Source organism: Halalkalibacter urbisdiaboli (genome assembly GCF_002156385.1).
GTDB classification, from domain to species: Bacteria; Bacillota; Bacilli; order Bacillales; family Bacillaceae_D; genus Halalkalibacter_A; species Halalkalibacter_A urbisdiaboli.
In genome coordinates this window covers 1,074,978-1,098,357 of record NZ_MVJM01000002.1, presented here as the reverse complement: position 1 = coordinate 1,098,357, position 23,380 = coordinate 1,074,978, and the positions used below count along the sequence as shown (strand labels likewise).

The following is a 23,380-nucleotide window of genomic DNA, read 5'->3' as shown; positions in this document are numbered from 1 at the left end:
AAAAATATGGATCATCATGCACCCATAAGGGAGTATTTTGGACTGTACTTTAATATGTCCACTGTGCTCATGACAACAGTAGCATGTGTGATTGTGTTCTTGATTTGTTTTATTGGAACACGTCGAATTGCTATGCGTCCATCCGGGATGCAAAATTTTCTTGAATGGTCAATCGACTTTGTTCGAGGCATCATCAAGGCTAACATGAGTTGGAAAGTCGGCGGACAGTTTATAGCACTTGCTTTTACCTTACTATTCTATACGTTCGTCGCAAATATGCTAGGGATTCCATTTGAACTAGCAAACCACGAAACACATGAAGCTTGGTGGAAATCACCAACATCAGATCCTGTCTTAACATTAACAATGGCTGTATTAGTTGTTGTGCTTACGCATTACTACGGGATTAAAATTCGTGGGTTTGGCGAATATTTGAAAGACTATGTTCGTCCAGTACCATTTTTACTTCCATTTAAAATCATCGAGGAATTTGCCAATACGTTAACGTTAGGTATGCGTCTATTCGGTAACGTGTACGCGAAAGAAATTCTGATGATTTTACTCGTTGGTCTAGGTACATCAAGTTTGCTTGGCGCATTTGGAGCGATTGTTCCACTCGTTGTTTGGCAAGCGTTCGGTGTATTCATCGGATCAATTCAAGCGTATATTTTTGCCATGCTAGCGATGGTTTACATGGCACATAAAGTTGAAAGTCATTAATTTATTGGTTACAACGCTCTTAATTGAGCACTAACATAAAACAAATTATATTTAATTATAGGGAGGATATTTATCATGGAATTATTAGGAGCTGGAATTGCAGCAGGTTTAGCAGCAGTTGGTGGAGCAATCGCAGTAGCACTTATCGTTAGCGCAACTTTACAAGGTGTAACTCGTCAACCAGAACTTAAGGGTACACTTCAAACACTTATGTTCATCGGGGTTCCTTTAGCGGAAGCGGTGCCTATTATCGCGATCGTTATCTCTTTCTTATTGTTAGCACAAGGCTAAGACACGCTCTAAGCCGCATGTTATTATGCATAAAATGGCGACAGTGTTCATTTTTGAACCTTCGCCATTCCTTATGTATGACTACAGCTAGCAAGATTTGGTTTGAATTGAACGTAAGTTGAAATACAAAACAAATTCTCTTCACATCCAAGAAAGGAGTGAATCCACGTGTTCGAACATATTGCATGGGGCTCTGCTCTCTATCAATTAGTTGCATTTGTTATTTTATTAGCAGTATTAAATAAATTTGCGCTTAAGCCTTTAATGGGCATCATGGAAAAGCGTGAGCAAATGATCAATGAACAAATTGATACAGCAGAAAAGAACCGCAAAGATTCAGAAACATTCATTGAGCAACAGCGCGCTGAGCTTGAAAAAGCACGTCAAGAAGCGCAAGAAATTATTCAAAATGCGAAGAAGCTTAGTGAGCAACAAGGTCAAGATATCGTGAAAGCAGCGAGAACTGATGCTGAAAGAATTAAAGAATCAGCACTTGCCGAAATTCAACGTGAAAAAGAGCAAGCCGTTACAGCTCTTCGTGAGCAGGTAGCAAGCTTGTCCGTCCTTATTGCAACAAAAGTGATTGAAAAAGAATTAGATGCAAGTGAGCAAGAAAAGCTCGTTCAGGAGTATCTTAAAGAGGTAGGCGAAGAGCTATGAGCAACCAAGCAGTAGCAAATCGTTATGCCGACGCCCTTTTTCAGCTTGCACAAGAAAAAGGCATCCTCGAACAAGTCAATGAAGAACTTCAAGTTGTGAAGCAAGTTGTTCAAACAACTCCAGCCTTTTCACAGTTCCTTGGACATCCAAAAGTAACAACAGAAAAGAAAAGAGCCTTTGTTCAAGAAAGCTTCCAACAATCGATTAGTGAAACAAGTTTAAATGCTTTACTTTTACTTGTAGATCGCAAACGAATTGACATATTAGTAGCAATGATTGATAAATTCAAAGCTTTAGCTTATGAAGCACAAAATGTAGCAGAGGCTACAGTTTATTCTGCTCAGCCGCTTTCTGAAGAAGAAAAAGCTCAGTTAGCTGAACTTTTTGCAAAAAAGGCAGGCAAAGCAAAGTTATTAGTGAAGAACATCGTAAATTCCGACCTGCTTGGTGGGTTGAAAATACGTATTGGTGATCGCATTTATGACGGCAGTGTGAAAGCACAGCTTGAACGTCTTGAACGTCAGCTCATTGCCGGTACACGTTAGTAGAAGATAGGGGTGAATGAAATGAGCATCAAACCAGAGGAAATTAGCTCTCTTATTAAGCAACAGATTGAAAGCTTTCAGTCTGATGTTCAAGTTCAAGATGTAGGTACAGTTATCCGTGTTGGTGACGGTATCGCCCTTGCCCATGGCCTTGAAAACGTTATGGCTGGTGAGCTTCTTGAATTCTCGAACGGGGTTATGGGGATGGCTCAAAACCTTGAGGAGAACAACATCGGGATTATTATTTTAGGACCATTTTCGGACATTCGTGAAGGCGACGAAGTTAAGCGTACAGGTCGTATCATGGAAGTTCCAGTTGGTGAAGAATTGCTAGGTCGTGTTGTGAACCCACTTGGACAACCAATTGACGGTTTAGGTCCAATTGCCACAACAAAATCACGTCCAATCGAAAGTCCAGCACCAGGTGTTATGGACCGTAAATCAGTACATGAGCCACTTCAAACAGGAATTAAGTCAATCGACACAATGATTCCAATTGGTCGTGGACAACGTGAATTAATCATCGGTGACCGCCAAACAGGTAAAACGGCGATCGCAATCGATACAATCTTAAACCAAAAAGAAGAAGATATGATTTGTATCTACGTTGCAATTGGTCAAAAAGAATCTACGGTTGCAGGGGTTGTAGAAACATTACGCCAACGCGGTGCGCTTGATTACACAATCGTCGTTTCTGCGGGTGCGTCTGACCCAGCACCATTATTATTCTTAGCACCATATACAGGCGTTTCTATGGGTGAAGAATTCATGTATAATGGCAAGCACGTTCTTGTTATCTATGATGACTTGTCAAAACAAGCAGCTGCTTATCGTGAACTTTCCCTATTATTACGTCGTCCTCCAGGTCGTGAAGCATTCCCAGGGGATGTATTCTACCTACACTCACGCTTACTAGAGCGTGCAGCGAAGCTTAGTGATGCAAAAGGTGGCGGTTCGATTACGGCTCTACCTTTCATTGAAACACAAGCAGGTGACGTATCAGCATACATTCCAACAAACGTAATTTCGATTACGGACGGTCAGATTTTCCTTCAATCAGACCTATTCTATTCAGGTGTTCGTCCAGCGGTTAACGCAGGTCTTTCTGTATCACGTGTTGGTGGTTCAGCGCAAATTAAAGCGATGAAGAAGGTATCAGGTACGTTACGTCTTGACCTTGCTGCTTACCGTGAGCTAGAAGCATTTGCTCAGTTCGGTTCTGACCTTGATAAAGCAACGCAAGCAAAATTAAACCGTGGTCAACGTACTGTAGAAGTTCTTAAACAAGACCTTCACAAGCCACAGCCGGTTGAAAAGCAAGTTGCGATTATCTATGCGTTAACAAAAGGCTTCCTTGATGATATTCCAGTTGAAGACGTTCTTCGTTTTGAATCTGAATTATTCACATATTTAGATCATAACAAGAAAGACGTGCTTGATTCGATTCGCACAACTGGTAACCTACCTGATGAAGATCTTAGCGCTGCGATTGCAGAGTTCAAGAAAGGCTTCAGCGTATCTAAGTAATTGTTAAGTTAAGAGCGTACCAGTTTTTGCGAAAAGGTGGTGAATCAAATGGCTTCATTACGTGACATAAAAGGGCGTATTACGTCAACGAAAAAGACGAAACAAATTACAAAAGCGATGCAAATGGTTTCCGCTGCGAAACTAAATCGTGCCCAACAAAATGCACAGTCGTTCCAACCATATACGGAGAAAATTCGTGAAGTGGTTGCAAGTATTGCGGCATCAGGAGCAGAAGCTTCTCACCCAATGCTCGTTGAACGTCCTGTGAAAAAGACGGGCTATATTGTCATTACATCTGACCGTGGTTTAGCGGGTGGATATAATGCGAGTCTGACTCGTTCCCTTTTAACAACGATAAAATCACGACATAAGTCTCCGGACGAATACGGCATTTTAGTCGTAGGTAAAATTGGACGTGATTTATTTAAGAAGAGAAATCTTCCTATTATTGATGAAGTAGTTGGTGTTCCGGATCAGCCGGAATTTAACGATATAAAAAATCTGGCTCGTGAATCTGTGCAAATGTTTGCGGACGGTAAATTTGATGAATTGTACGTATGGTACAACCATTTTGTTAGTCCAATTACCCAAGAAGTAACTGAAACGAAGCTTTTACCGCTTACGGATCTTGCTGAGGGTGAAACAAAGACCTCTAGCACGTATGAGTACGAGCCAAATGAGCAAGTCATTTTAGAGCGCTTATTGCCTCAGTATGCAGAAAGTTTAATCTTTGGTGCATTACTTGATGCAAAGGCGAGTGAATTTGGTGCACGTATGACAGCTATGAGTGCTGCAACAGATAATGCAACAGCACTTATTGACTCATTAACGCTTTCATACAACCGTGCGCGTCAAGCGGCAATTACCCAGGAAATCACGGAAATTGTCGGTGGTGCAGCTGCACTAGAGTAGGCTAATAGACGAAGGGTTCATGTCGGTGAACTCTTCTAGCTTGATTCCTATAAACGTATTTAAGAGGAAATAGGAGGGAAACAGATGAATGTAGGTCGCATTACTCAAGTAATGGGTCCGGTTGTTGACGTAAAGTTCAAAAGCGGACAGTTACCTAACCTTAACAATGCATTACGTGTTGAGCAAAAAGGCTCTGACAAAAATGCTGTTGATGTGAACGTAACGCTTGAAGTCGCATTGCATCTTGGTGACGATACTGTTCGTACCGTTGCGATGGGCTCAACTGATGGTCTTGTACGTGGTACAGACGTAATTGATACAGGTGCTGCAATTTCCGTACCTGTTGGGGAAGCAACTCTTGGTCGTGTATTTAACGTATTAGGTGAAGCAATTGACTTGGATGAGCCGATTCCAGCTGATGTGAAGCGTGATCCAATCCACCGTCAAGCACCTTCATTTGAAGAGCTTTCAACTTCAACTGAAATCCTTGAAACAGGTATTAAAGTTGTTGACTTATTAGCACCTTACATTAAGGGTGGTAAGATCGGTCTATTTGGTGGTGCCGGTGTAGGTAAGACGGTACTTATCCAAGAATTAATTAATAACATCGCTCAAGAGCACGGTGGTATTTCGGTATTCGCTGGTGTAGGTGAGCGTACTCGTGAAGGAAATGACCTTTACCACGAGATGACAGATTCTGGCGTTATTAAGAAAACGGCGATGGTATTCGGTCAAATGAACGAGCCACCTGGAGCACGTATGCGTGTTGCTCTTTCTGGTTTAACAATGGCTGAGCATTTCCGTGATCGTGATGGACAAGACGTTCTTTTATTCATCGACAACATCTTCCGTTTCACACAAGCAGGTTCAGAGGTATCAGCCCTATTAGGACGTATGCCTTCAGCGGTAGGTTACCAACCGACACTTGCGACGGAAATGGGTCAGCTTCAAGAACGTATTACATCAACAAAGGTTGGTTCGGTTACATCGATCCAAGCGATTTATGTACCAGCCGATGACTATACGGATCCAGCTCCTGCAACAACGTTTGCTCACTTAGATGCAACGACGAACCTTGAGCGTAAACTTTCTGAGATGGGTATTTACCCTGCGGTGGATCCACTTGCTTCAACATCTCGTGCCCTTTCTCCTGAAATTGTTGGAGAAGAGCATTACAGTGTTGCTCGTCAAGTACAGCAAACTCTTCAAAAGTACAAAGAATTACAAGATATTATTGCGATTCTTGGTATGGACGAGTTATCTGAAGAAGATAAGCTTATCGTTGCTCGTGCACGTCGTATTCAGTTCTTCTTATCACAGAACTTCCACGTAGCAGAGCAATTTACAGGTCAACCTGGATCATACGTACCAGTTAAAGAAACAATCAAAGGATTCAAAGAAATTCTAGAAGGTAAGCATGATTCGATTCCTGAGGATGCTTTCCGTCTTGTTGGACGTATTGAAGAAGTGGTAGAAAAAGCGCAACAAATGGCGTAAACATGATTTTTCTAGAGGGAGTTCGAGCTCAGTTTGAACTTCCTCTTAAATAAAAAACCCGTGTTGCTGTTGAGGAGGGTTTTCACATGCAAACATTTCGTGTAAACGTAGTAACTCCTGATGGCAAAGTGTATGACGGTGACGTGGAAATGGTAAGCGTTCGTACGGTTGAAGGCGAACTCGGTATTTTACCAAAACACATTCCGTTAGTTGCTCCTTTAACAGTCGGAGCAGTACGCTTGAAAAAAGGCTCCACTGTTGAAAAAGTTGCCGTAAGTGGTGGATTTGTTGAAGTCCGTCCCGATCAAGTAACGATTTTAGCAGAGGCGGCTGAATTGCCTTCAGATATTGATGTTGATCGTGCGAAACAGGCACAAGAACGTGCTGAACAACGAATCAACTCAGCGAAGCAGGATGATATCGATTTTAAACGTGCAGAGTTAGCTCTTAAGCGCGCAACAAATCGACTTGATGTAGCAGGAAAGTAATATGCTGAAAAGGAGTAAGATGAGCTCGCTCGTCTTACTCCTTTTTGTCATAGCGAAAAAGTCATATTCGAAAATAGAAGTAAAAAAGAAAAACGTAAAAAAATATGGGTGCAAATAAGTACAAAGTCACACTTTATGTCAAAAATGTTATAAATAAATAGGACTGTAAAACTATAAAAATCTTCACAATGAGATATAGCTTTTTTTTAGAAAATCCGTTAATATTGAGTGTGGATTGCTTTATAACATATTATTTTTTGCATGTTTATAAATCTTATGTAAGAAATTGATGGAGAAGGAGCAAAGAAACAAAAAGGGGTTTTTGGCGTGGTAGATGGGTTTGGACAGCAGGCAATCATACATATTTTTGTCAATGTTATGTTTCTCATCATAACCTGGTGGGCATTGCAGTCATTTAAGCTTGATCTTTTCGTAAGAGATCCAAGGGGACCAAAAGCAAAAGTACTTTTGATCTTATTGACACTTGCGATTGCGCATCTCGTTAGTAGCTTCTTTCTTGATTACTTAAATTCTTCACTTATGCTTCGTTACTTATGGTAGAACAAACAGTGACTAGAACTTCCATGTATGTATAGACCCTCCGTGGAAAAAATGTAAATAATCAAATTTTCTCGGGTGAGGAGAAATTCTAGTGGGACTTTTACTCAGTTTTGTTCTGTTCATATTAGGGTATGTTCAATTTTAATAAAGTGATTTCTATGACAGTTGCTTTGAAATTTTACGAAACGATTACATCACATTTAACATTTTTTAAGCAACATGTACATAGATTGAGCATAATGTTTAGCAATTTCACTTTATGAAGCATCAACAATATGGATGGTACGTGCCAAAGTTAGCTGGCGGGATTGGTTCCATTTTGAGTTAGATTGAACATGCTTTCCAAAAGATTGAACAACTGTTTGACGAGCAATCAATTCCAAACCATGTAAGCTTTCCCAGAAATGGAGGGCGTCAGGCTCATGGCGTTCGCACAGCATTACAGGAAATACAGGTTTATGTCATGAAAAAGAAACGTCTGTCTCGATCTCTGCATAGAATGATGAGTGAAAGACATTGGAGCAATGACCAAACAAATAATGTCCAAATGGCTCGCAGACAAGAGAATGGAATGGGCTCTAGGACAACTGCAACAATAGGAACGCCTATTATTACGACTGAATATTGATGATAGAGAAGAGACTATAATTTCTAGACGCGGAGGGGAATACGTTGGAAAAAATTATCGTCCAAGGTGGCAATCAACTGCGTGGCACTGTGAAAGTAGAGGGTGCAAAAAACGCTGTGTTACCTGTGATTGCTGCATCAATCCTAGCTGAACGCGGCACAAGCCACATATATGATGTGCCTTCACTGGCTGATGTATACACGATGAAAGAAGTTTTACGAAACCTTAATATTGATGTTGAATATGAAAATGGCAGCTTCCACGTAAACGCAGAAAAGGCGTTAAAGACTGAAGCTCCATTTGAATATGTAAGAAAAATGCGTGCATCGTTTTTAGTAATGGGGCCATTGCTTGCGAGAGTCGGTAAGGCTCGAATTGCTCTACCTGGTGGTTGTGCGATTGGTTCTAGACCAATTGATCAACACTTAAAAGGATTTGAAGCAATGGGGGCAACGGTTGAAATTGGAAATGGCTTTATTGAAGCCCGCATCGATGGCCAATTAAAAGGCGCAAAGATCTATTTAGATTTCCCAAGTGTGGGAGCAACGGAAAACATTATAATGGCTGCAGTTTTGGCTGAAGGAACGACCATTATTGAAAATGCTGCAGAAGAGCCAGAGATTGTTTGCCTTGCGAATTATTTAAATGCGATGGGTGCGAAAGTACGTGGTGCAGGAACTGGAGAAATTCGCATTGAGGGCGTAGCTTCACTTCATGCAGCAGAGCACACGGTGATTCCGGATCGTATTGAAGCAGGTACCTTCATGGTAGCAGCCGCTATTACAAAAGGAAATGTAGTCGTTGAAGGAGCGGTCGCTGAGCACTTACGTCCACTTATCGCAAAGATGGAAGAAATGGGTGTCGAGGTTATTGAGGAAGAGAATGGCATTCGCGTTATTGGTCCGGACACACTGAAGCCAATTGACATTAAAACAATGCCACACCCAGGTTTTCCAACTGATATGCAGGCACAAATGATGGCTTTACTTCTCCAAGCAAATGGCACGAGTGTCATTACGGAAACGGTATTTGAGAATCGATATATGCACGTTGAAGAATTCAGACGCATGAATGGCAACATCAAGATTGAAGGACGTTCTGCAATTATTTCCGGTCCAACGAAATTACAAGGCGCAGAAGTAGCGGCTACCGATCTTCGTGCCGGTGCAGCCCTCATTTTAGCAGGTCTTGTTGCTGACGGGGTCACACGGGTGACAGAGCTGAAGCACATTGACCGCGGCTATGTTGATTTAGCTGAGAAATTCCAACTGTTAGGTGGGAACGTTGAACGAATTGAAGAGGTTGTGGAGTCAGAAGTTGAAAACCTAGAAGCACCTGCTCCGTTAAAGTTAAATAATCTTGTTTAACAGATGAAAGGCAGCCTTGCTGATGAAGTAAGGTTGCTTTTTTTAGAGGGCATTGAAAAAGGGGAAAGCATCCTTTTTTAGTGCCCTTGCTTTTTTGTATGTGTTTACATTTATGTAAGCGCTCTATATTGTATTTGCGTAGCTAGGGATAAATTCCTGTTTCGGGGAATGTAATGTAATAGTAATAAAAAAAACTTGTTCTAATCTCAGTCAAGCCCTCATAGAATGAATAAGACAGACATTTAATATGGAGGCAAATGATATGAAGCGATTAATCATTGTAACAACAATCCTATGCACAGTCGTTTTGATTATTCCAACAATGCTAGTGATGTTTAGCTCACCCACCTCCGAGACTACTGTATCTACAACGCAAGTGGAGGGGAATGAGCAGCAACCAGTTATTCCAGACTACAATCCTGAAGAGGATATCTCAATCGCTGTTTATCGAAGTCAATCAGAACAGGTGGAAACCGTTCCACTTGAACAGTATGTGATGGGCGTCGTTGCCTCAGAAATGCCTGTTAACTTTGAACTTGAAGCTCTAAAAGCACAGGCACTTACAGCAAGAACATTCATTATCCAGCAAATGCTCAATCCTTCGACTGATATTAAATTACCAGATGAAGCAATTGTAACGGACACCGTGACACATCAAGTGTATCAAAATGATACTGAATTGAAGAATAAATGGGGACAAGACTTTGACAAAAACATGGAGAAGATTGCCCTCGCTGTTCTCTCGACGAAAGGTGAGGTACTTACATACGAGAATGAGCCAATTACAGCAGCGTTCTTCTCAACAAGTAATGGCTATACCGAGAATTCAGAGGATTATTGGCAAAACTCGATTCCGTATTTACGAAGTGTTGAGAGCCCTTGGGACCAAAGCTCACCACGTTCATCAGCAGAAAAAGTCATTTCAATTACAGAGTTTGAAGAAAAGCTAGGAATTGAGATGCCTGAGGATGGGTCAGTGGGGACCGTTGTTGCCCGAACCGACGGAGGAAGAGTAGCGAAAGTAAAAATAGGTGGAAAAGAATTCACAGGTAGAGACATAAGAGACCGACTCGAGCTAGATTCCTCTGATTTTCATTGGCAACGTCATAATAACCAAATCGTGATTCGGACGCGTGGCTGGGGGCATGGCGTTGGAATGAGCCAATACGGAGCGGATGGAATGGCAAAGGAAGGCCGTACGTATAAAGACATTTTAAATCATTATTACCAAGGAGTATCGATCCAATCACATGAACCATTTGTAGCAAAATTAACGGCCAAAAGCGAATAAAGCCGGAGCCTCCCGAATAAGGAAACCCCCATGAAAGTCACGCTAGGAAGAAGTAATGGCTTCGCACGTTGCGCGCCCTGCTATGAGAAAACCACTCATAGCAGGGCTTTCAGAACCAGGCAACGGCTCCGCACATTACTTAAAGGGCACTTAAAAAGGGAAACCCACCCTTTTTAAGTGCCCTCTTTTCGCATGCTCTTTTACTTTTCTTTAAAAAAGTTAAAAAGTTCATGCATAAAACGACCGTCTTTGTCGAAAAATAATTTAAAAAAAGATTTTTAAGTGATGTATATATTTCCAGCAATCTGTTCAAACTGGTTGCTGAGGTGATGAGAAATGAGAGAAGAAAACAAAAAGTCTTCTAAATCTGAGGAAACATTCAATGCAAAACAATTATTAAGAAAAAAATGGTTCGCTCCGTCAATTTATCTAGTGGCTGCAGCCTTCGTCCTAAGTGCGGTTGTATTTATGCAAGGTCAGGATGAATCAGCAGCTCCAGAAGATGGCGTAACCGTCGAGGACCCTACTAGCCAAAATCACTTAAACGAGTATGGTCAAGACGCAGTCCCAGTAAACAGTTCAGCTGAAGTGTTAAAATTACCTGTTACGAATGCGGATGAAGTTGAAGTAGTTGGTTATTTCTATGACGTCAATGCAACAAGCGAAGAACAGGAAGAAGCTCTTGTCTACTACAATAATATGTACTACCAGAACAAAGGGATTGACTTAGCACATGCAAATGGTGATGAATTTGATGTCGTCGCGGCAATGAGTGGTACCGTGGTGAAGGTTGAGCAAGATTCATTACTAGGGAATGTGATTGAGATTACTCACGAAGATGGTGTTGTCACTCACTATCACAGCCTTGATAATGTTAAGGTTGAAGAAGGGGCAACAGTTAAGCAAGGTGACTTATTAGGTGTAGCAGGACGCAATCTTTATAACAAGGATGCAGGTGTTCACGTTCACTTCGAGCTTCGTTATGAAGGAACTCCAGTAAATCCAAATGACTTATTTGACCAACCGATTGATTCAATTGGTCAAATTGTAAAGGATAAGGAAGCGGAGAAGGAAGAAGCAGAGGAAGCGGACAAGGAAGCAGATAAAAAAGAAGCAGATAAAGAAGAACCTGCCAATGAAGGCAGTGACGAAGATGTAGCAGATGACCAAGAGCAAGAAGAAGCAGCTGAGCCAGCGGACGAGCAAGATGGCGCTGACGAAGATAGTGCTGAAGAAAACAATGCAGAGTAATACAGAATCGAAGCAGTGAGAAAAGCCGAAGGGTGTTTCCGAAAGGTCAAAGATAGGACCTTTTTGGAAGCACCCCCTTTTTTGGTTAATAGTGTAATAAAACAGCTGAGCCGATGATACATTTAAATAGGAAGTGATAGAGGCTTATTTTTCCTTTAACAGAGAAGGGTAACATAGTAAGAAGATGGAAGGGAAAAATCTTGACAATTTAATGAAAGTTTGAAATAATGTGTACTATAACATTGTAAAAATTGAGCGGATTTTGATTGCTGTCCTACAATAGCGCTCAACTCTTTTTTAAGTCTATTTGATAACGCTTACAAATAGAAAGGAGGCTCTCCTATGATTTATGTTTTTTTACTTATACTCCTATTATCACTCATTTTTGCTTTTCGGTTAAAGAAACCACTTCTATTAACAGTCCCAATTGCTACTCTTTTTGTGTTTATGATTATTCAAATTGCAATGGTCCCTTTAGGTTTTTTTGAAACAGTTCGCTTTATCTTTGATTTACGCTAGTATTTCTATGAAAATAGCGTGTGAATAACGGGTTTAATTGACGAATAGCAAAGACCAGCCCTCGTGAAGAACTCCTGTTGTCGTCAGTTGGATAGATCATGATGGAAGCATCAAACTTGTTAGTCTGTTTGATCATTCATTTTGTAAGGAGGTGAACGCGCAGCAACGATAACCATTTTAAGCAAGATAAGAATGAAAGCGCTTTAATACTTCATTTAAGGAGGGAATCAGTTTGAAAAAAATTGATAAAAATGTTGCTGATGCTTATTTCCGTGCACGAACTACTCTTGTTGTCATTTGTTTAATTATTGGCGGACTTGTTTCATTTGGTGTCGTCCTGTTTGCTGAAGCGTTCTCGACGTTTACGATTATGGGAATGCCTGCTCACTACTATATGGGAGCTCAAGGTGCAGTTGTTACGTTCATTATTTTATTATTTGGGAATGCCGTCATTAGTGACAAAATAGATAAGAAGTTTGGGATTGATGAGGAACAGAGCGCTCGGATTAGCTCTGGGAAGGTTCTTGACCACTAAACTTGTTGTCTAATTTAAAACAGGAAACCTGAGAAATGAAGAGGGGGAACGAGAATGGATTCACAATCAATTGTATCAATATTGATGATTTTAGCCACATTTGGCCTTTATATTGGAATATCCGTTTATAATCGTGCAAAAGCAACGTCTGATTTCTATGTAGCAAGTCGTGGAGTACCACCATTTTGGAACGGGATGGCTATTGGTGGGGACTGGATGAGTGCCGCTTCCTTTATCGGGATGGCTGGAACGCTTTTAGTTCTAGGTTATGATGGTCTTGCCTATATTATGGGTTGGACTGGGGGCTATTTATTCCTAACTTTCTTACTAGCACCACAGCTTCGTAAGTATGGACGTTATACTGTACCAGAATTTATCGGTGATAGATTCGGTAGTAATACGGCACGATTAATTGCCGCAATTGCTACAATCATTATTAGTTTCGTTTATATTATTGGCCAGCTATCTGGTTCAGGGGTTGTTATCGGAAGAATCTTAGAAATTCCATCGATGTACGGGACGATGATCGGGGTTGTCGTTATCGCGATTTATGCGACGCTTGGTGGGATGAAGGGGATTACGTGGACTCAGGTTGCGCAATATATCATTCTCATTATTGCTTATATTATTCCAATTGTCTTCATGTCTCTTCAAGTAACGAGCAATCCATTACCTTGGCTTACATACGGAAATATCGTAAATGAGCTAGGGGCTTTAGACCGAGAGCTCGGTTTCTCTGAATACTTTGCACCATTTGCCGAAAGTGACAAGGCTCAATTTATCGCATTAATGTTTACGTTAATGGTAGGGACAGCAGCACTTCCACACGTTATCGTTCGTTTCTATACCGTAACAACGATGAAAGCAGCACGTTGGAGTGGGGCTTGGGCACTTTTATTTATCGGGTTCTTGTATTTATCAGCTCCTGCTTATGCAGCATTTTCTCGCTTTATTTTAATGACACGTGTTGCGGGGCAACCAATTGATCAATTGCCAGCTTGGACGACAACATGGGTCAATACGAATCTATTAAAGGTCGCTGATGAAAACGGCGATGGCATTTTACAATGGAAAGAAATCGTCATCTCTAATGATATTGTCGTTATGGCAACACCGGAAATTGCCAACTTAGGTATGTTCGTTATCGGTCTAGTTGCAGCTGGAGCAATGGCTGCGGCCCTTTCTACAGCGGGTGGACTTCTAATTACGATCTCGTCTTCATTCGCACATGATATTTACTACCGTCTAATGAATCCACAAGCGAGCGATAAGAAGCGTCTTGCAGCTGGGCGTTGGGCGATCGTATTAGCAACGATTGTAGCCGGTGTTGTTGCGCTAGATCCTCCGGGCGTTATTACCCAAATCGTTGCCTGGGCCTTCGCACTTGCTGGCGGTACGTTCTTCCCTGTTCTGTTACTCGGGGTATGGTGGAAGCGTACGAACAAACAAGGGGCGATTGCTGGGATGCTCGTCGGTTTATTCGTTACAATAACGTATATCTTCTTTGCAAAAAACGGCATGACGCTGTTCGGTATTAAAGATACAGGGGCAGGTCTAATCGGGGTACCGATTAACTTTATTGTTACGTATGTCGTATCTAAGATGACTGCTGCACCACCGCAACATCTTCAAGATGAAGTCATTGACCTCCGTTATCCAGAGCAAATGTCGTACAAAGATGGTCAGGTCTGGTTAGACGATGGTTCCGCAAAATAATCAATATTTGCAAAAGATTCATGAGCATCCGCTATTTGCAGGTTTAGACGAACAAGAATGTTTAAACCTGCTCGATGCTTGTGTTCTGAAACAATATGAAAAGAACGAAACGGTTCTTTACTCCAAAACACCGCGCGAAGGACTTCTGCTGCTCCTAAAAGGAATGGCAGAAGTCTTTGTTAACGGTAGCGGACATCGCCAGCGGGAGGTCCTGGAGGTGCTCCAAACAGGAGATGTAATCGGCTTTTCAAGTCTTGCTGATTTTCTTGGGGAGAAAACAGAGCATCCTGAGCATTATACAGTTGAGGTGGCGGCAGTAGAGGAATCCGTCTGCCTTCATATTCCTTACTCTGTCATTGAAGCACGATGGCATGATGAGCAAGTACGTGACTACGTTCTCACCCAGGCAACGGTACGCCTACGGGATATTTATGCCTCCTTAGCAGAGCAGGTAAGACTTGCGAACCAATGGGGGGAAAGTGAACCGTTTATTCGTCGTATTCAGGATGTCATGAACGAACCAGTTATTATCGTCGATGAAGATGAAGATGTTCAAGATGTAGCACTGACGATGGTGAAGCAATCAACAAGCTCGGTCGTCGTTTTAAACGATGCCGATCAGCTAATCGGCATTATTACCGAAAAGGATCTCGTCGCACGTGTCGTCGCAAAAGGGAGGGGGACAGGCATCGTTGCCAAGGAAATTATGACACCCCATCCGTTTATCATTTCAAGACAAGCGTATTACTACGAAGCGATGGCAAGCTTCCTAATGAATGGCATTAAGCATTTACCGGTTATGGATGGAAGTAAGGTCGTTGGGATGGTTACTCTTGCTGATCTATTACGAAAAAAAGATCGAGGCACGATGCAGCTCTTGCAAACGATAGAAGAATCGACAGAAGAAAATAGTAAAGACGTAAAACTAGCAATCTATGATGTTCTAGGCCACTTAATCCAAGACAGGATTCCGACAACACATCTGCTAGATATTATTACGAAGCTCTATGATAGATTAGTACGTCACACCGTTGAACTTACGCTTGGCAAGCTAAAGGAAAACGGATTTGGTGACCCGCCTGTGTCATATAGCTTTTATATGATGGGAAGCGGCGGCCGTCGCGAGCAATTTATGCTTACTGACCAAGACCATTTTCTCGTATTCGCGGATCCGAGTGAGGCGGAACGTGAGCAGGTGGAGCACTATTTTCAAGCGTTCGGAGAGGAATTAGTAAATCAACTCGAGCTTGCGGGCTATAAGCGCTGTGATGGGTTAATGATGTCGAGTGAGGCGATTTGGCGTGGCTCCCTTTCCCAATGGCAGGAGCGTTTACGAAGCTGGGCATTAAGAGCGACGAATGACAATGTCCTCTTAAGTCAAAACTTTTTGTCCTATCGCTTCTTATATGGAGAGGATGCCCTCCATGATCAGTTCGTGAAAATGGTACGAGACCAACTCCAAAAGTCAAAGATCTTTCTCTATCGTATGGCCGAGCTTGAGAAGGAAACTCCTGTGCCGGTTCTTGATCATCCGATCCGAGCGTTATTCCGCATGCAACGGCGCTCAATCGATCTTAAAAAGCATGCGATTTTCCCGCTTCATCATTGCTTGCAGCTATTAAGTGCCAAGCATGACATCGTATATGGAACCCCGCTGGAGCGTCTCGACGCCCTTGAGAATAAACATGTCATATCAGCTGAAACCGCAGATGAGCTTCGTTTTGCCTATGAAGTAATTCTATCGATTCGTGTTGAGCAAGCTTGGGCTCACTACAAACGCGGCTCAGAAAAAACGAGTGAAGTAGAGTTTACCCATTTGAAATCAAAAGACAAAGAAGAGCTCATGATTGCCTTAAAGGCAATTCGCCATTTACAAAACCAAGTCATAGCAGGGGTCTAACCCTAAGGTAGTCGAAAGCTAAAGAGAAAGGAGGTCGCTCATTGTTTTGGAAAAAGCAGCAGCTAAATTATCAGCTTGAAAAAGAAGTCCCTTTACGGACACCATTTCGCGATTTGACGTTTACGATTTTTGATACCGAGGCGACTGGATTTGCCATTAGTTCACACGACCGTTTAATCGAGCTGGCAGCTGTCCAAGTGTCGAACCTTGAGGTTAACTCAAATTATTTTCAAACGTATGTCAATCCACAGCGGTCGATTCCGGATGACATTATCGAATTAACCGGAATTACCGCTGAAAGAGTCAAGCATGCTCCAGACTCCCTCGAGGCGATTGAGCAATTTTTTCAATTTACTGAAGCCGGAAACAGTCATGCGTTAGTTGGCCATTATGTGAGCTTCGATATGATGGTGTTAAAAAAAGAATTGCAGCGGCATCGTTATCGGTTCCGTCCGCCATTATGTATCGATACGCTTGATCTAATCGGCTATATAAGCCCCTCCAAAGACATGCGTGATTTGGAAACGTATGCAAAACAATTTGGCACAAGAATTTACGAACGCCATCAAGCACTAGGAGATGCGATGACAACTGCTCATTTATTCTGTGAATTATTAACCATGCTTGAAAGCTATGGAAAGGGCACGCTTGCTGACTTAGTGGACATTAGTAGTATGACGCAAAGAGCACTGCAATTTTAAATTCTGCGCTCGTCCCTATAATAAGGTGGTATATCTGCCCACTCTCCCTAATAAACTGTACCAATCACCAACACAGAATTAGGGAGGCGAGTCGTGTGCACGATTACATCAAAGAGCGAACAATCAAGATTGGCAGGTATATTGTCGAGACGAAAAAAACGGTGAGGACGATAGCTAAGGAATTTGGTGTCTCGAAAAGTACCGTACACAAGGACCTTACCGAGCGCTTGCCAGAGATTAATCCCGAGCTAGCGAATGAAGTAAAGGTCATCCTTGAGTACCACAAGTCCATTCGCCACTTAAGGGGTGGTGAAGCGACGAAGGTTAAGTACAGGAAAGACACTGAAGAAACTCCGGAAAAAATCGTCAAGGCACCCAATTAAAAATTTTTTGAAAAAATATCCCTGTTAGAACAATTTATGATAAAATTATTAAATTAGGTATATTGTAATATTGGCTATGAACACGTTCGGATACAGGGAGGAAAAAGAAGCATGTTTGGTCGAGATATAGGAATTGATTTAGGTACCGCAAACGTCCTCATTTATGTGAAAGGTAGTGGCATTGTTCTTAATGAGCCATCCGTTGTCGCAGTGGAGACATCATCGAAGCGAGTATTAGCCGTAGGAGAAGAAGCATTTCGTATGGTTGGACGTACACCAGGAAATATTGTTGCCATGCGCCCAATGAAGGACGGGGTCATTGCAAACTTTGAAATGACCGAATCGATGCTCAAGCATTTCTTAAGCAAAATCAATGTCAAAAGTTTATTTTCAAAGCCACGCATTCTCATTTGCTGCCCAACAAACATTACCTCCGTTGAGCAAAAGGCTATTCGAGAAGCAGCTGAAAAGAGTGGCGGGAAAAACGTGTACTTGGAAGAGGAGCCGAAAGTTGCTGCAATTGGGGCTGGAATGGATATTTTTCAACCGAGCGGTAACATGGTCGTAGACATAGGCGGTGGGACAACAGATGTTGCTGTTCTTTCGATGGGTGATATCGTCACCGCCTCTTCCATAAAAGTCGCGGGCGACAGATTTGATATGGATATCTTAAACTACATCAAGAAGAAGTATAAGCTTCTTATTGGGGAGCGCACAGCTGAGAGTATTAAGATAAACGTTGCAACAGTATTTCCAGGTGCGCGCCAGGAAGAAATTGACATACGCGGACGTGATATGGTCAGTGGACTTCCGCAGACGATTACGGTAAACTCAAGAGAGATTGAAGAAGCGCTTACGGAGTCAGTTTCTTACATTGTACAAGCCTCGAAGCATGTGCTCGAGCAAACACCTCCAGAGCTTTCAGCAGATATTATTGATCGCGGTGTTATTTTAACAGGTGGGGGTGCCCTGCTTCACGGAATTGATCAGCTATTAGCTGACCAGTTAAAGGTACCGGTTCTTGTCGCAGAAGAGCCGATGCACTGTGTTGCCAAGGGAACTGGAATCATTTTAGAAAATCTTGATCGCATGTCAAGCAAGAAAATTCATATTTAAGCTAGGACAAGCATTGAAAATTACTAGGGGGAGTCACTTATGCTACGTGGAATGTACGGCGCAGCTGCAGGGATGATTGCGCAGCAACAACGCCAAGAAATGCTTACGAACAACTTAGCCAACGCCAATACTCCAGGTTATAAAGCTGACCAAGCAGCGCTTCGTGCATTTCCGAACATGCTGTTAAAGGCAATGGGGACGGCGGATGCAGTACCAGGAAGAGGTGGCTCTTACATAGGAGAACTAACGACTGGTGTCTATTTACAGGAGCGGATGCCAAACTTCCGCCAAGGAGACCTGCAGGAAACGGGGAATAGCACAGATATTGCCTTACTCCAAGGGGTTTTACCACAAACCGAATCAGGTAGACCAGGTGCGTTATTCTATACGGTCCAAAATGAAAATGGTGACCTTCGTTATACGCGAAATGGGAACTTTACGATTGATGGACAAGGCTTCCTCACAACAGCTCAAGGGCATTATGTACTAAGTACAGAGGGCCAGCCGATTCGAGTCGACAACGAAGATTTTCGTGTTGCTGAAAATGGGACGGTTACGAATGCAGAAGGTCAGGCCGTTGCCGAGCTAAATGTTGCGTATGCCGAAGACCCGATGCTCCTTGTTAAAGAGGGCAATGGTCTGCTTCGTTTTGAAGGCGAGGGCGATGGATTGCCGACCGCTATTGGGAACGGGGACATCTCATATCAGCTGCAACAGCGCTTTATTGAGCGCTCCAATGTTGATGCGGCTCATACGATGACTGAGATGATGAGTGCGTATCGTTCATTTGAAGCAAACCAACGTATTTTACAAGCATACGACCAAAGTATGGATAAAGCGGTGAACGAAATCGGTAGAATTGGCTAGAGCGTGGTTTCTAGCAATCTAGGATGAAAATCAATTCAAGTGAGGGATGAAGATGAATACGTCGATGATTACAGCCTCTGTCACAATGGGTCAATTGCAGCAGAAGCTAGACACCATCTCAAACAATATAACGAATAGTAATACAACCGGATTTAAGCGTCGTGAAGCAACGTTTTCTGATTTGTTGTTTCAACAGGTTCATACCCAATCCGATTTAAGCAAGGAAGTTGGGCGTCTAACACCTGCTGGTCTTCGTGTCGGCTCAGGCGCGAGAATTGCACAAACAGCTTTACGATTAGAACAAGGCGCAATTATGAGCACCGACCGTGAATTAGATTTTGCGATATCCGTTCGAGACCACTTTTTCCAAGTTGGAACGATAGAAAATGGTCAACAAGAGAACCGCTTAACACGGGATGGAGCGTTTTATTTCAGCGAAGACCCTGACAATAATCAGCTCCTAACGATTGTCAACAGCAACGGTGACTTTTTACTTGATGCTGAGGGAAATCGGCTGAATGTGCCAGTTAACTTTAGTAAGCTTAATCTCTCTAATACAGGGCAGCTTACGGCAACATTAAACGATGGAAACACGGTTAATGTAGGTCAGCTAAGCCTCATTCGTGTGTTAAAGCCGCAGTTGTTAGAGTCAGTAGGAGGGAATCAATTCCGAATTCCTGATGTCGCTGCACTCGGATATCAAGAAGGGGACGTATTTGAAGCCGTTGCTGCTGGAGAAAGCTATGTGACGCAAGGGGCACTTGAGGGCTCAAATGTAGACTTAAGCCGTGAAATGTCAGAGCTTATTGCGACACAAAGGCATTACCAATTTAACACGAGAGCGATCTCGATGGCAGATGAAATGTCTGGACTTGTAAATGGATTACGTAGATAACGAAGGAATGGACGAAACGTGCCGGTAGCTGAGGAGAATCGTATGAGTGAACAAGAAGTACAAAAACGAACCGAACAGAATAAAGCCCAGGACGCAGAAAAGGCAGAAGCGAAACAAGACGAGCAACGTTTCGGACGCCGTAGACCGCGACTAAGAATTCGTCTAATTCCGATTTGGCTACGCCTCCTTATTGTCGTCGTTCTAGTAGGAGGGAGCTTACTGCTTGGATTGATGGTGGGATATGGGGTTCTTGGTGACGGTGTTCCAGCTGATGCGCTCAAGCCAGAAACGTGGTATCATATTCTTGATATTATGAAGCCCACTGAAAAACCTTCTTAAGTAACTCAAAGAAGAGTAATGGCTTCGAACGTTGCGCGCCTTGTTATGAGAAAACTAGGCAACGGCTCCGCACATTACTTAAAGGGCGCTGACAATCCCAATAAGGGCTGTTTTAGTCCATGAACGTTTGAACCTTACTATGAAAATAGTAGGGTTTTTTTCATTCATAGAAACGTCTGCTATAAAGCAAATAATTCAGATTCTTATGAAAGAGTATGGTACAATAGAATTGGTATATTATTCTGAAAGGATGTCGCTAAATGCTCACAGTTGAAGAAATTAAGGCTATAATCCCGCACCGTTATCCATTTCTACTTGTAGACCGAATTGAAGAAGTAGAAGAAGGAAAACGTGCAGTCGGGCTGAAAAATGTAACAGCAAATGAAGAATTTTTTAACGGGCATTTTCCGGAATATCCTGTCATGCCTGGGGTGCTGATTATTGAAGCATTAGCTCAAACAGCAGCGGTAGCTATGTTAATGAAAGAAGAAAATAAAGGGAAAATCGGGTTCTTTGCGGGGATCGACAATTGCCGCTTTAAGAAGCAAGTCAAGCCCGGTGACCAGCTTAAGCTAGAAATCGACATCACGAGAATGAAAGGGCCGATTGCGAAAGCGCGAGGCGTTGCGACTGTCGATGGAGAAATTGCCGCGGAGGCAGATATGACCTTTGCTCTTGGCAATAAATAAAAACAGTTGTTGAAAAGAGGAATTCTCGATGAATGCATCTTTTTCGCGTTTTGCACAGAGCAAAGAGAATGTATTAAAGCTTTTTAATAATATAAATGATGGGCTGATGATTACGAACATCAACCGTGAAATCATTGCCGTCAATCAAGCGTTCACCAAAATGACGGGCTACACGATCGAAGAAGCGGAAGGTAACAACCTAAGATTTTTACAATCGGAATTAACGAAGCGTGCAGCGTTCATCGACATGTGGAAGACGATTGAACAGTTTGGGACGTGGACAGGTGAAGTCACCTATCGTCGCAAGGATGAGACGACGTTCTCTGCATATGTCACCATGACGAAAATTGATCACACGAATCCAGAGGAATGCTATTATATCGGAGTCATGCGCGATATAACGACTCGGAAGCTTGATGAGAAAAAGCTGCAAAACCTCTCCTATTATGATTCATTGACGCAGCTGCCGAACAGAGATGTCTTCTTACAGGAGCTAACAAAGGCGCTTGCCGAATCAGAAGCGAAGGACGAGCTTCTAGCACTCCTTTTTGTAGATATGGATCGGTTCAAAAAGGTGAATGATTCGTACGGCCACCAGGCGGGAGATGAGCTCCTAATAAAAATGGCTAATCGGATTCAAAACATTGTGGAAGACAAAGGCCTCCTTAGTCGATTTGGTGGGGACGAGTTTACCGTCTATTTGCCACAATTAAAAGATAAAGCAATGGTTGACAACGTTGTTACACAAATCTTGGAAGCGTTCCGAATCCCGTTTATGGTAGAAGGAAATGCGATTTACATGACACTTAGCATCGGCGTTTGTTATTTTCCTGAGCATGGTGAGGATGCGGATACGTTATTAAAAAACGCAGATAGTGCGATGTATCGAACAAAGGACGCTGGTCGCAATCACTATCAAGTATACGAACAGAACATGAATGAGAAAACAGCGGAGCAGCTAACCTTTGAGGGAGAATTTTTACAAGCGTTACATACAGATCAGTTAGAGGTATATTACCAGCTTCAAGTAGATGTCGACGCTGGCATCCCTTTTGGTGTAGAAGCACTCGTCCGTTGGAATCATCCTACCTTGGGCGTGATTTCCCCGGGCTTGTTCCTCCCTGTTGCAGAAGAGACAGGGAAGATGGCGGAATTAGATGAATGGGTGCTCAATCAGGCATGCCTCCAGACGAAGCAATGGCAGGAGGAAGGCTTTCAGGGGTTAATCGTGTCTGTTAACGTATCGGCTGCCTTTTTTAAACGAAAGGACTTCGTATCACGAGTTGAAGCAGCCTTAGCGCTCTCACAATTAGAGCCGAAGTACATTTGCTTAGAAGTTACCGAGAACACGGCGATTCTGCAAATTGAGGATATCCAAAATAAACTATGGCAATTAAAGAATAAAGGAATGTGTGTCTCTCTTGATGATTTCGGAACTGGCTATTCGTCACTAAGTCAGCTCCGTTACTTTCCAATTGATACATTGAAGATTGACCAATCCTTTGTTCGCGATTCAAAAGCGAAGGAAAATGAAGCGATCGTCAAGCTCATCATCGCCATGGCGAAAAGCTTAGGTGTTACCGTTCTATGTGAAGGTGTAGAAACGGAAGAGCAATTAGGATTGATTCGTAACGAAGGCTGCAATCACGCACAAGGTTTCTTGTTTAGTAAGCCGCTTCCATCCGCTCAATGTCAAGATTTGCTACAAAAAATAAAAAAATCTTCATAATAAATGTATAAATATTCCTCGCTTGGATAAAGCTTATGTTGACTAACATAAGCTTTTTTCTTATTCGAAATGTAAGGAAATGAATGAAAACGGAGTACGTATCAAATGTAATCGATCACAACATGAAAAACTGTGTGACAAATTGTAAAGCTATCTAGACATTGCCAAAAAAACCAGAAATGTATAGACGGTGAAGTTTAGGCTTGATAAGATACACACAGACTAACGAGCAAGGAAAATAGTGTTAGTCACA

Annotated in this window: 25 protein-coding genes; all 25 read left to right on the top strand. The window is 42.4% G+C overall.

The genetic code is table 11. From position 1 onward, the window contains the following. The first annotated feature begins 6 nt into the window (after positions 1-6). Entirely contained in the window at positions 7-720 is a 714-nt protein-coding gene (gene atpB, locus B1R93_RS13065; protein WP_088104386.1) for a F0F1 ATP synthase subunit A, read from the top strand. A 75-nt stretch (positions 721-795) separates the two neighbouring features. After that, the gene (gene atpE, locus B1R93_RS13060; RefSeq protein ID WP_088104385.1) at positions 796-1,011 is read left to right on the top strand and encodes a F0F1 ATP synthase subunit C; all 216 of its coding nucleotides are present in this window, start codon (positions 796-798) and stop codon (positions 1,009-1,011) included. A 168-nt stretch (positions 1,012-1,179) separates the two neighbouring features. Continuing rightward, the gene (atpF, locus tag B1R93_RS13055) at positions 1,180-1,671 is read left to right on the top strand and encodes a F0F1 ATP synthase subunit B (protein ID WP_088104384.1); all 492 of its coding nucleotides are present in this window, start codon (positions 1,180-1,182) and stop codon (positions 1,669-1,671) included. Then, positions 1,668-2,216 carry a F0F1 ATP synthase subunit delta gene (locus tag B1R93_RS13050; protein ID WP_088104383.1) on the top strand — a complete coding sequence of 183 codons (549 nt, stop codon included), beginning with the start codon at positions 1,668-1,670 and terminating at the stop codon, positions 2,214-2,216. Before atpF ends, B1R93_RS13050 begins: the two co-directional genes overlap by 4 nt. Positions 2,217-2,237: 21 nt before the next feature. Beyond that, a complete protein-coding gene (gene atpA / locus B1R93_RS13045; protein WP_088104382.1) occupies positions 2,238-3,743 on the top strand; it encodes a F0F1 ATP synthase subunit alpha in 1,506 nt (501 codons plus the stop codon). Between the two features lie 48 nt (positions 3,744-3,791). Continuing rightward, positions 3,792-4,655 (top strand): ATP synthase F1 subunit gamma, encoded by an 864-nt coding sequence (gene atpG / locus B1R93_RS13040; RefSeq protein WP_088104381.1) that lies wholly within the window; start codon positions 3,792-3,794, stop codon positions 4,653-4,655. An 84-nt stretch (positions 4,656-4,739) separates the two neighbouring features. After that, positions 4,740-6,152, top strand: coding sequence for a F0F1 ATP synthase subunit beta (gene atpD / locus B1R93_RS13035; RefSeq protein ID WP_088104380.1), 1,413 nt, complete (start codon positions 4,740-4,742; stop codon positions 6,150-6,152). 86 nt (positions 6,153-6,238) lie between these two features. Continuing rightward, positions 6,239-6,640 carry a F0F1 ATP synthase subunit epsilon gene (locus B1R93_RS13030; protein ID WP_088104379.1) on the top strand — a complete coding sequence of 134 codons (402 nt, stop codon included), beginning with the start codon at positions 6,239-6,241 and terminating at the stop codon, positions 6,638-6,640. Between the two features lie 327 nt (positions 6,641-6,967). Further along, on the top strand, positions 6,968-7,201 hold the full coding sequence (locus B1R93_RS13025) for a DUF1146 family protein (protein ID WP_088104378.1): 234 nt from the start codon (positions 6,968-6,970) through the stop codon (positions 7,199-7,201). Between the two features lie 463 nt (positions 7,202-7,664). After that, entirely contained in the window at positions 7,665-7,829 is a 165-nt protein-coding gene (locus B1R93_RS13020) for a YwmB family TATA-box binding protein (RefSeq protein ID WP_088104377.1), read from the top strand. A 44-nt stretch (positions 7,830-7,873) separates the two neighbouring features. After that, positions 7,874-9,196 (top strand): UDP-N-acetylglucosamine 1-carboxyvinyltransferase, encoded by a 1,323-nt coding sequence (gene murA / locus B1R93_RS13015; RefSeq protein ID WP_088104376.1) that lies wholly within the window; start codon positions 7,874-7,876, stop codon positions 9,194-9,196. A gap of 262 nt (positions 9,197-9,458) precedes the next feature. Continuing rightward, a complete protein-coding gene (gene spoIID, locus B1R93_RS13010; protein ID WP_088104375.1) occupies positions 9,459-10,487 on the top strand; it encodes a stage II sporulation protein D in 1,029 nt (342 codons plus the stop codon). A gap of 336 nt (positions 10,488-10,823) precedes the next feature. Beyond that, complete coding sequence (gene spoIIQ, locus B1R93_RS13005; protein ID WP_088104374.1) at positions 10,824-11,738, top strand: stage II sporulation protein SpoIIQ; 915 nt, start codon at positions 10,824-10,826, stop codon at positions 11,736-11,738. A 342-nt stretch (positions 11,739-12,080) separates the two neighbouring features. Continuing rightward, positions 12,081-12,257, top strand: coding sequence for a hypothetical protein (locus tag B1R93_RS23025; protein WP_165763812.1), 177 nt, complete (start codon positions 12,081-12,083; stop codon positions 12,255-12,257). 232 nt (positions 12,258-12,489) lie between these two features. Continuing rightward, complete coding sequence (locus B1R93_RS13000; protein ID WP_088104373.1) at positions 12,490-12,792, top strand: DUF4212 domain-containing protein; 303 nt, start codon at positions 12,490-12,492, stop codon at positions 12,790-12,792. Between the two features lie 54 nt (positions 12,793-12,846). Next, positions 12,847-14,508: a sodium:solute symporter family protein gene (locus B1R93_RS12995; protein WP_088104372.1), complete on the top strand. Its 1,662-nt coding sequence runs from the start codon at positions 12,847-12,849 to the stop codon at positions 14,506-14,508. Continuing rightward, complete coding sequence (locus B1R93_RS12990) at positions 14,492-16,408, top strand: DUF294 nucleotidyltransferase-like domain-containing protein (protein WP_088104371.1); 1,917 nt, start codon at positions 14,492-14,494, stop codon at positions 16,406-16,408. Before B1R93_RS12995 ends, B1R93_RS12990 begins: the two co-directional genes overlap by 17 nt. A 41-nt stretch (positions 16,409-16,449) precedes the next feature. Continuing rightward, entirely contained in the window at positions 16,450-17,109 is a 660-nt protein-coding gene (locus B1R93_RS12985) for a 3'-5' exonuclease (RefSeq protein ID WP_088104370.1), read from the top strand. A 95-nt stretch (positions 17,110-17,204) separates the two neighbouring features. Beyond that, entirely contained in the window at positions 17,205-17,492 is a 288-nt protein-coding gene (gene spoIIID, locus B1R93_RS12980) for a sporulation transcriptional regulator SpoIIID (protein ID WP_088104369.1), read from the top strand. Between the two features lie 111 nt (positions 17,493-17,603). After that, complete coding sequence (mreB, locus tag B1R93_RS12975; protein ID WP_088104368.1) at positions 17,604-18,608, top strand: rod shape-determining protein; 1,005 nt, start codon at positions 17,604-17,606, stop codon at positions 18,606-18,608. Positions 18,609-18,647: 39 nt separating this feature from the next. Continuing rightward, positions 18,648-19,475, top strand: a complete 828-nt coding sequence (locus B1R93_RS12970) for a flagellar hook-basal body protein (protein ID WP_088104367.1) — start codon at positions 18,648-18,650, stop codon at positions 19,473-19,475. A gap of 52 nt (positions 19,476-19,527) precedes the next feature. Continuing rightward, the gene (locus B1R93_RS12965) at positions 19,528-20,370 is read left to right on the top strand and encodes a flagellar hook-basal body protein (RefSeq protein ID WP_088104366.1); all 843 of its coding nucleotides are present in this window, start codon (positions 19,528-19,530) and stop codon (positions 20,368-20,370) included. 42 nt (positions 20,371-20,412) lie between these two features. Continuing rightward, positions 20,413-20,709: a DNA-directed RNA polymerase subunit beta gene (locus tag B1R93_RS12960; protein ID WP_088104365.1), complete on the top strand. Its 297-nt coding sequence runs from the start codon at positions 20,413-20,415 to the stop codon at positions 20,707-20,709. A gap of 260 nt (positions 20,710-20,969) precedes the next feature. Next, positions 20,970-21,398 (top strand): 3-hydroxyacyl-ACP dehydratase FabZ, encoded by a 429-nt coding sequence (gene fabZ, locus B1R93_RS12955; RefSeq protein WP_088104364.1) that lies wholly within the window; start codon positions 20,970-20,972, stop codon positions 21,396-21,398. Between the two features lie 28 nt (positions 21,399-21,426). Beyond that, positions 21,427-23,127, top strand: coding sequence for a putative bifunctional diguanylate cyclase/phosphodiesterase (locus B1R93_RS12950; protein ID WP_088104363.1), 1,701 nt, complete (start codon positions 21,427-21,429; stop codon positions 23,125-23,127). Positions 23,128-23,380: the final 253 nt, after the last annotated feature.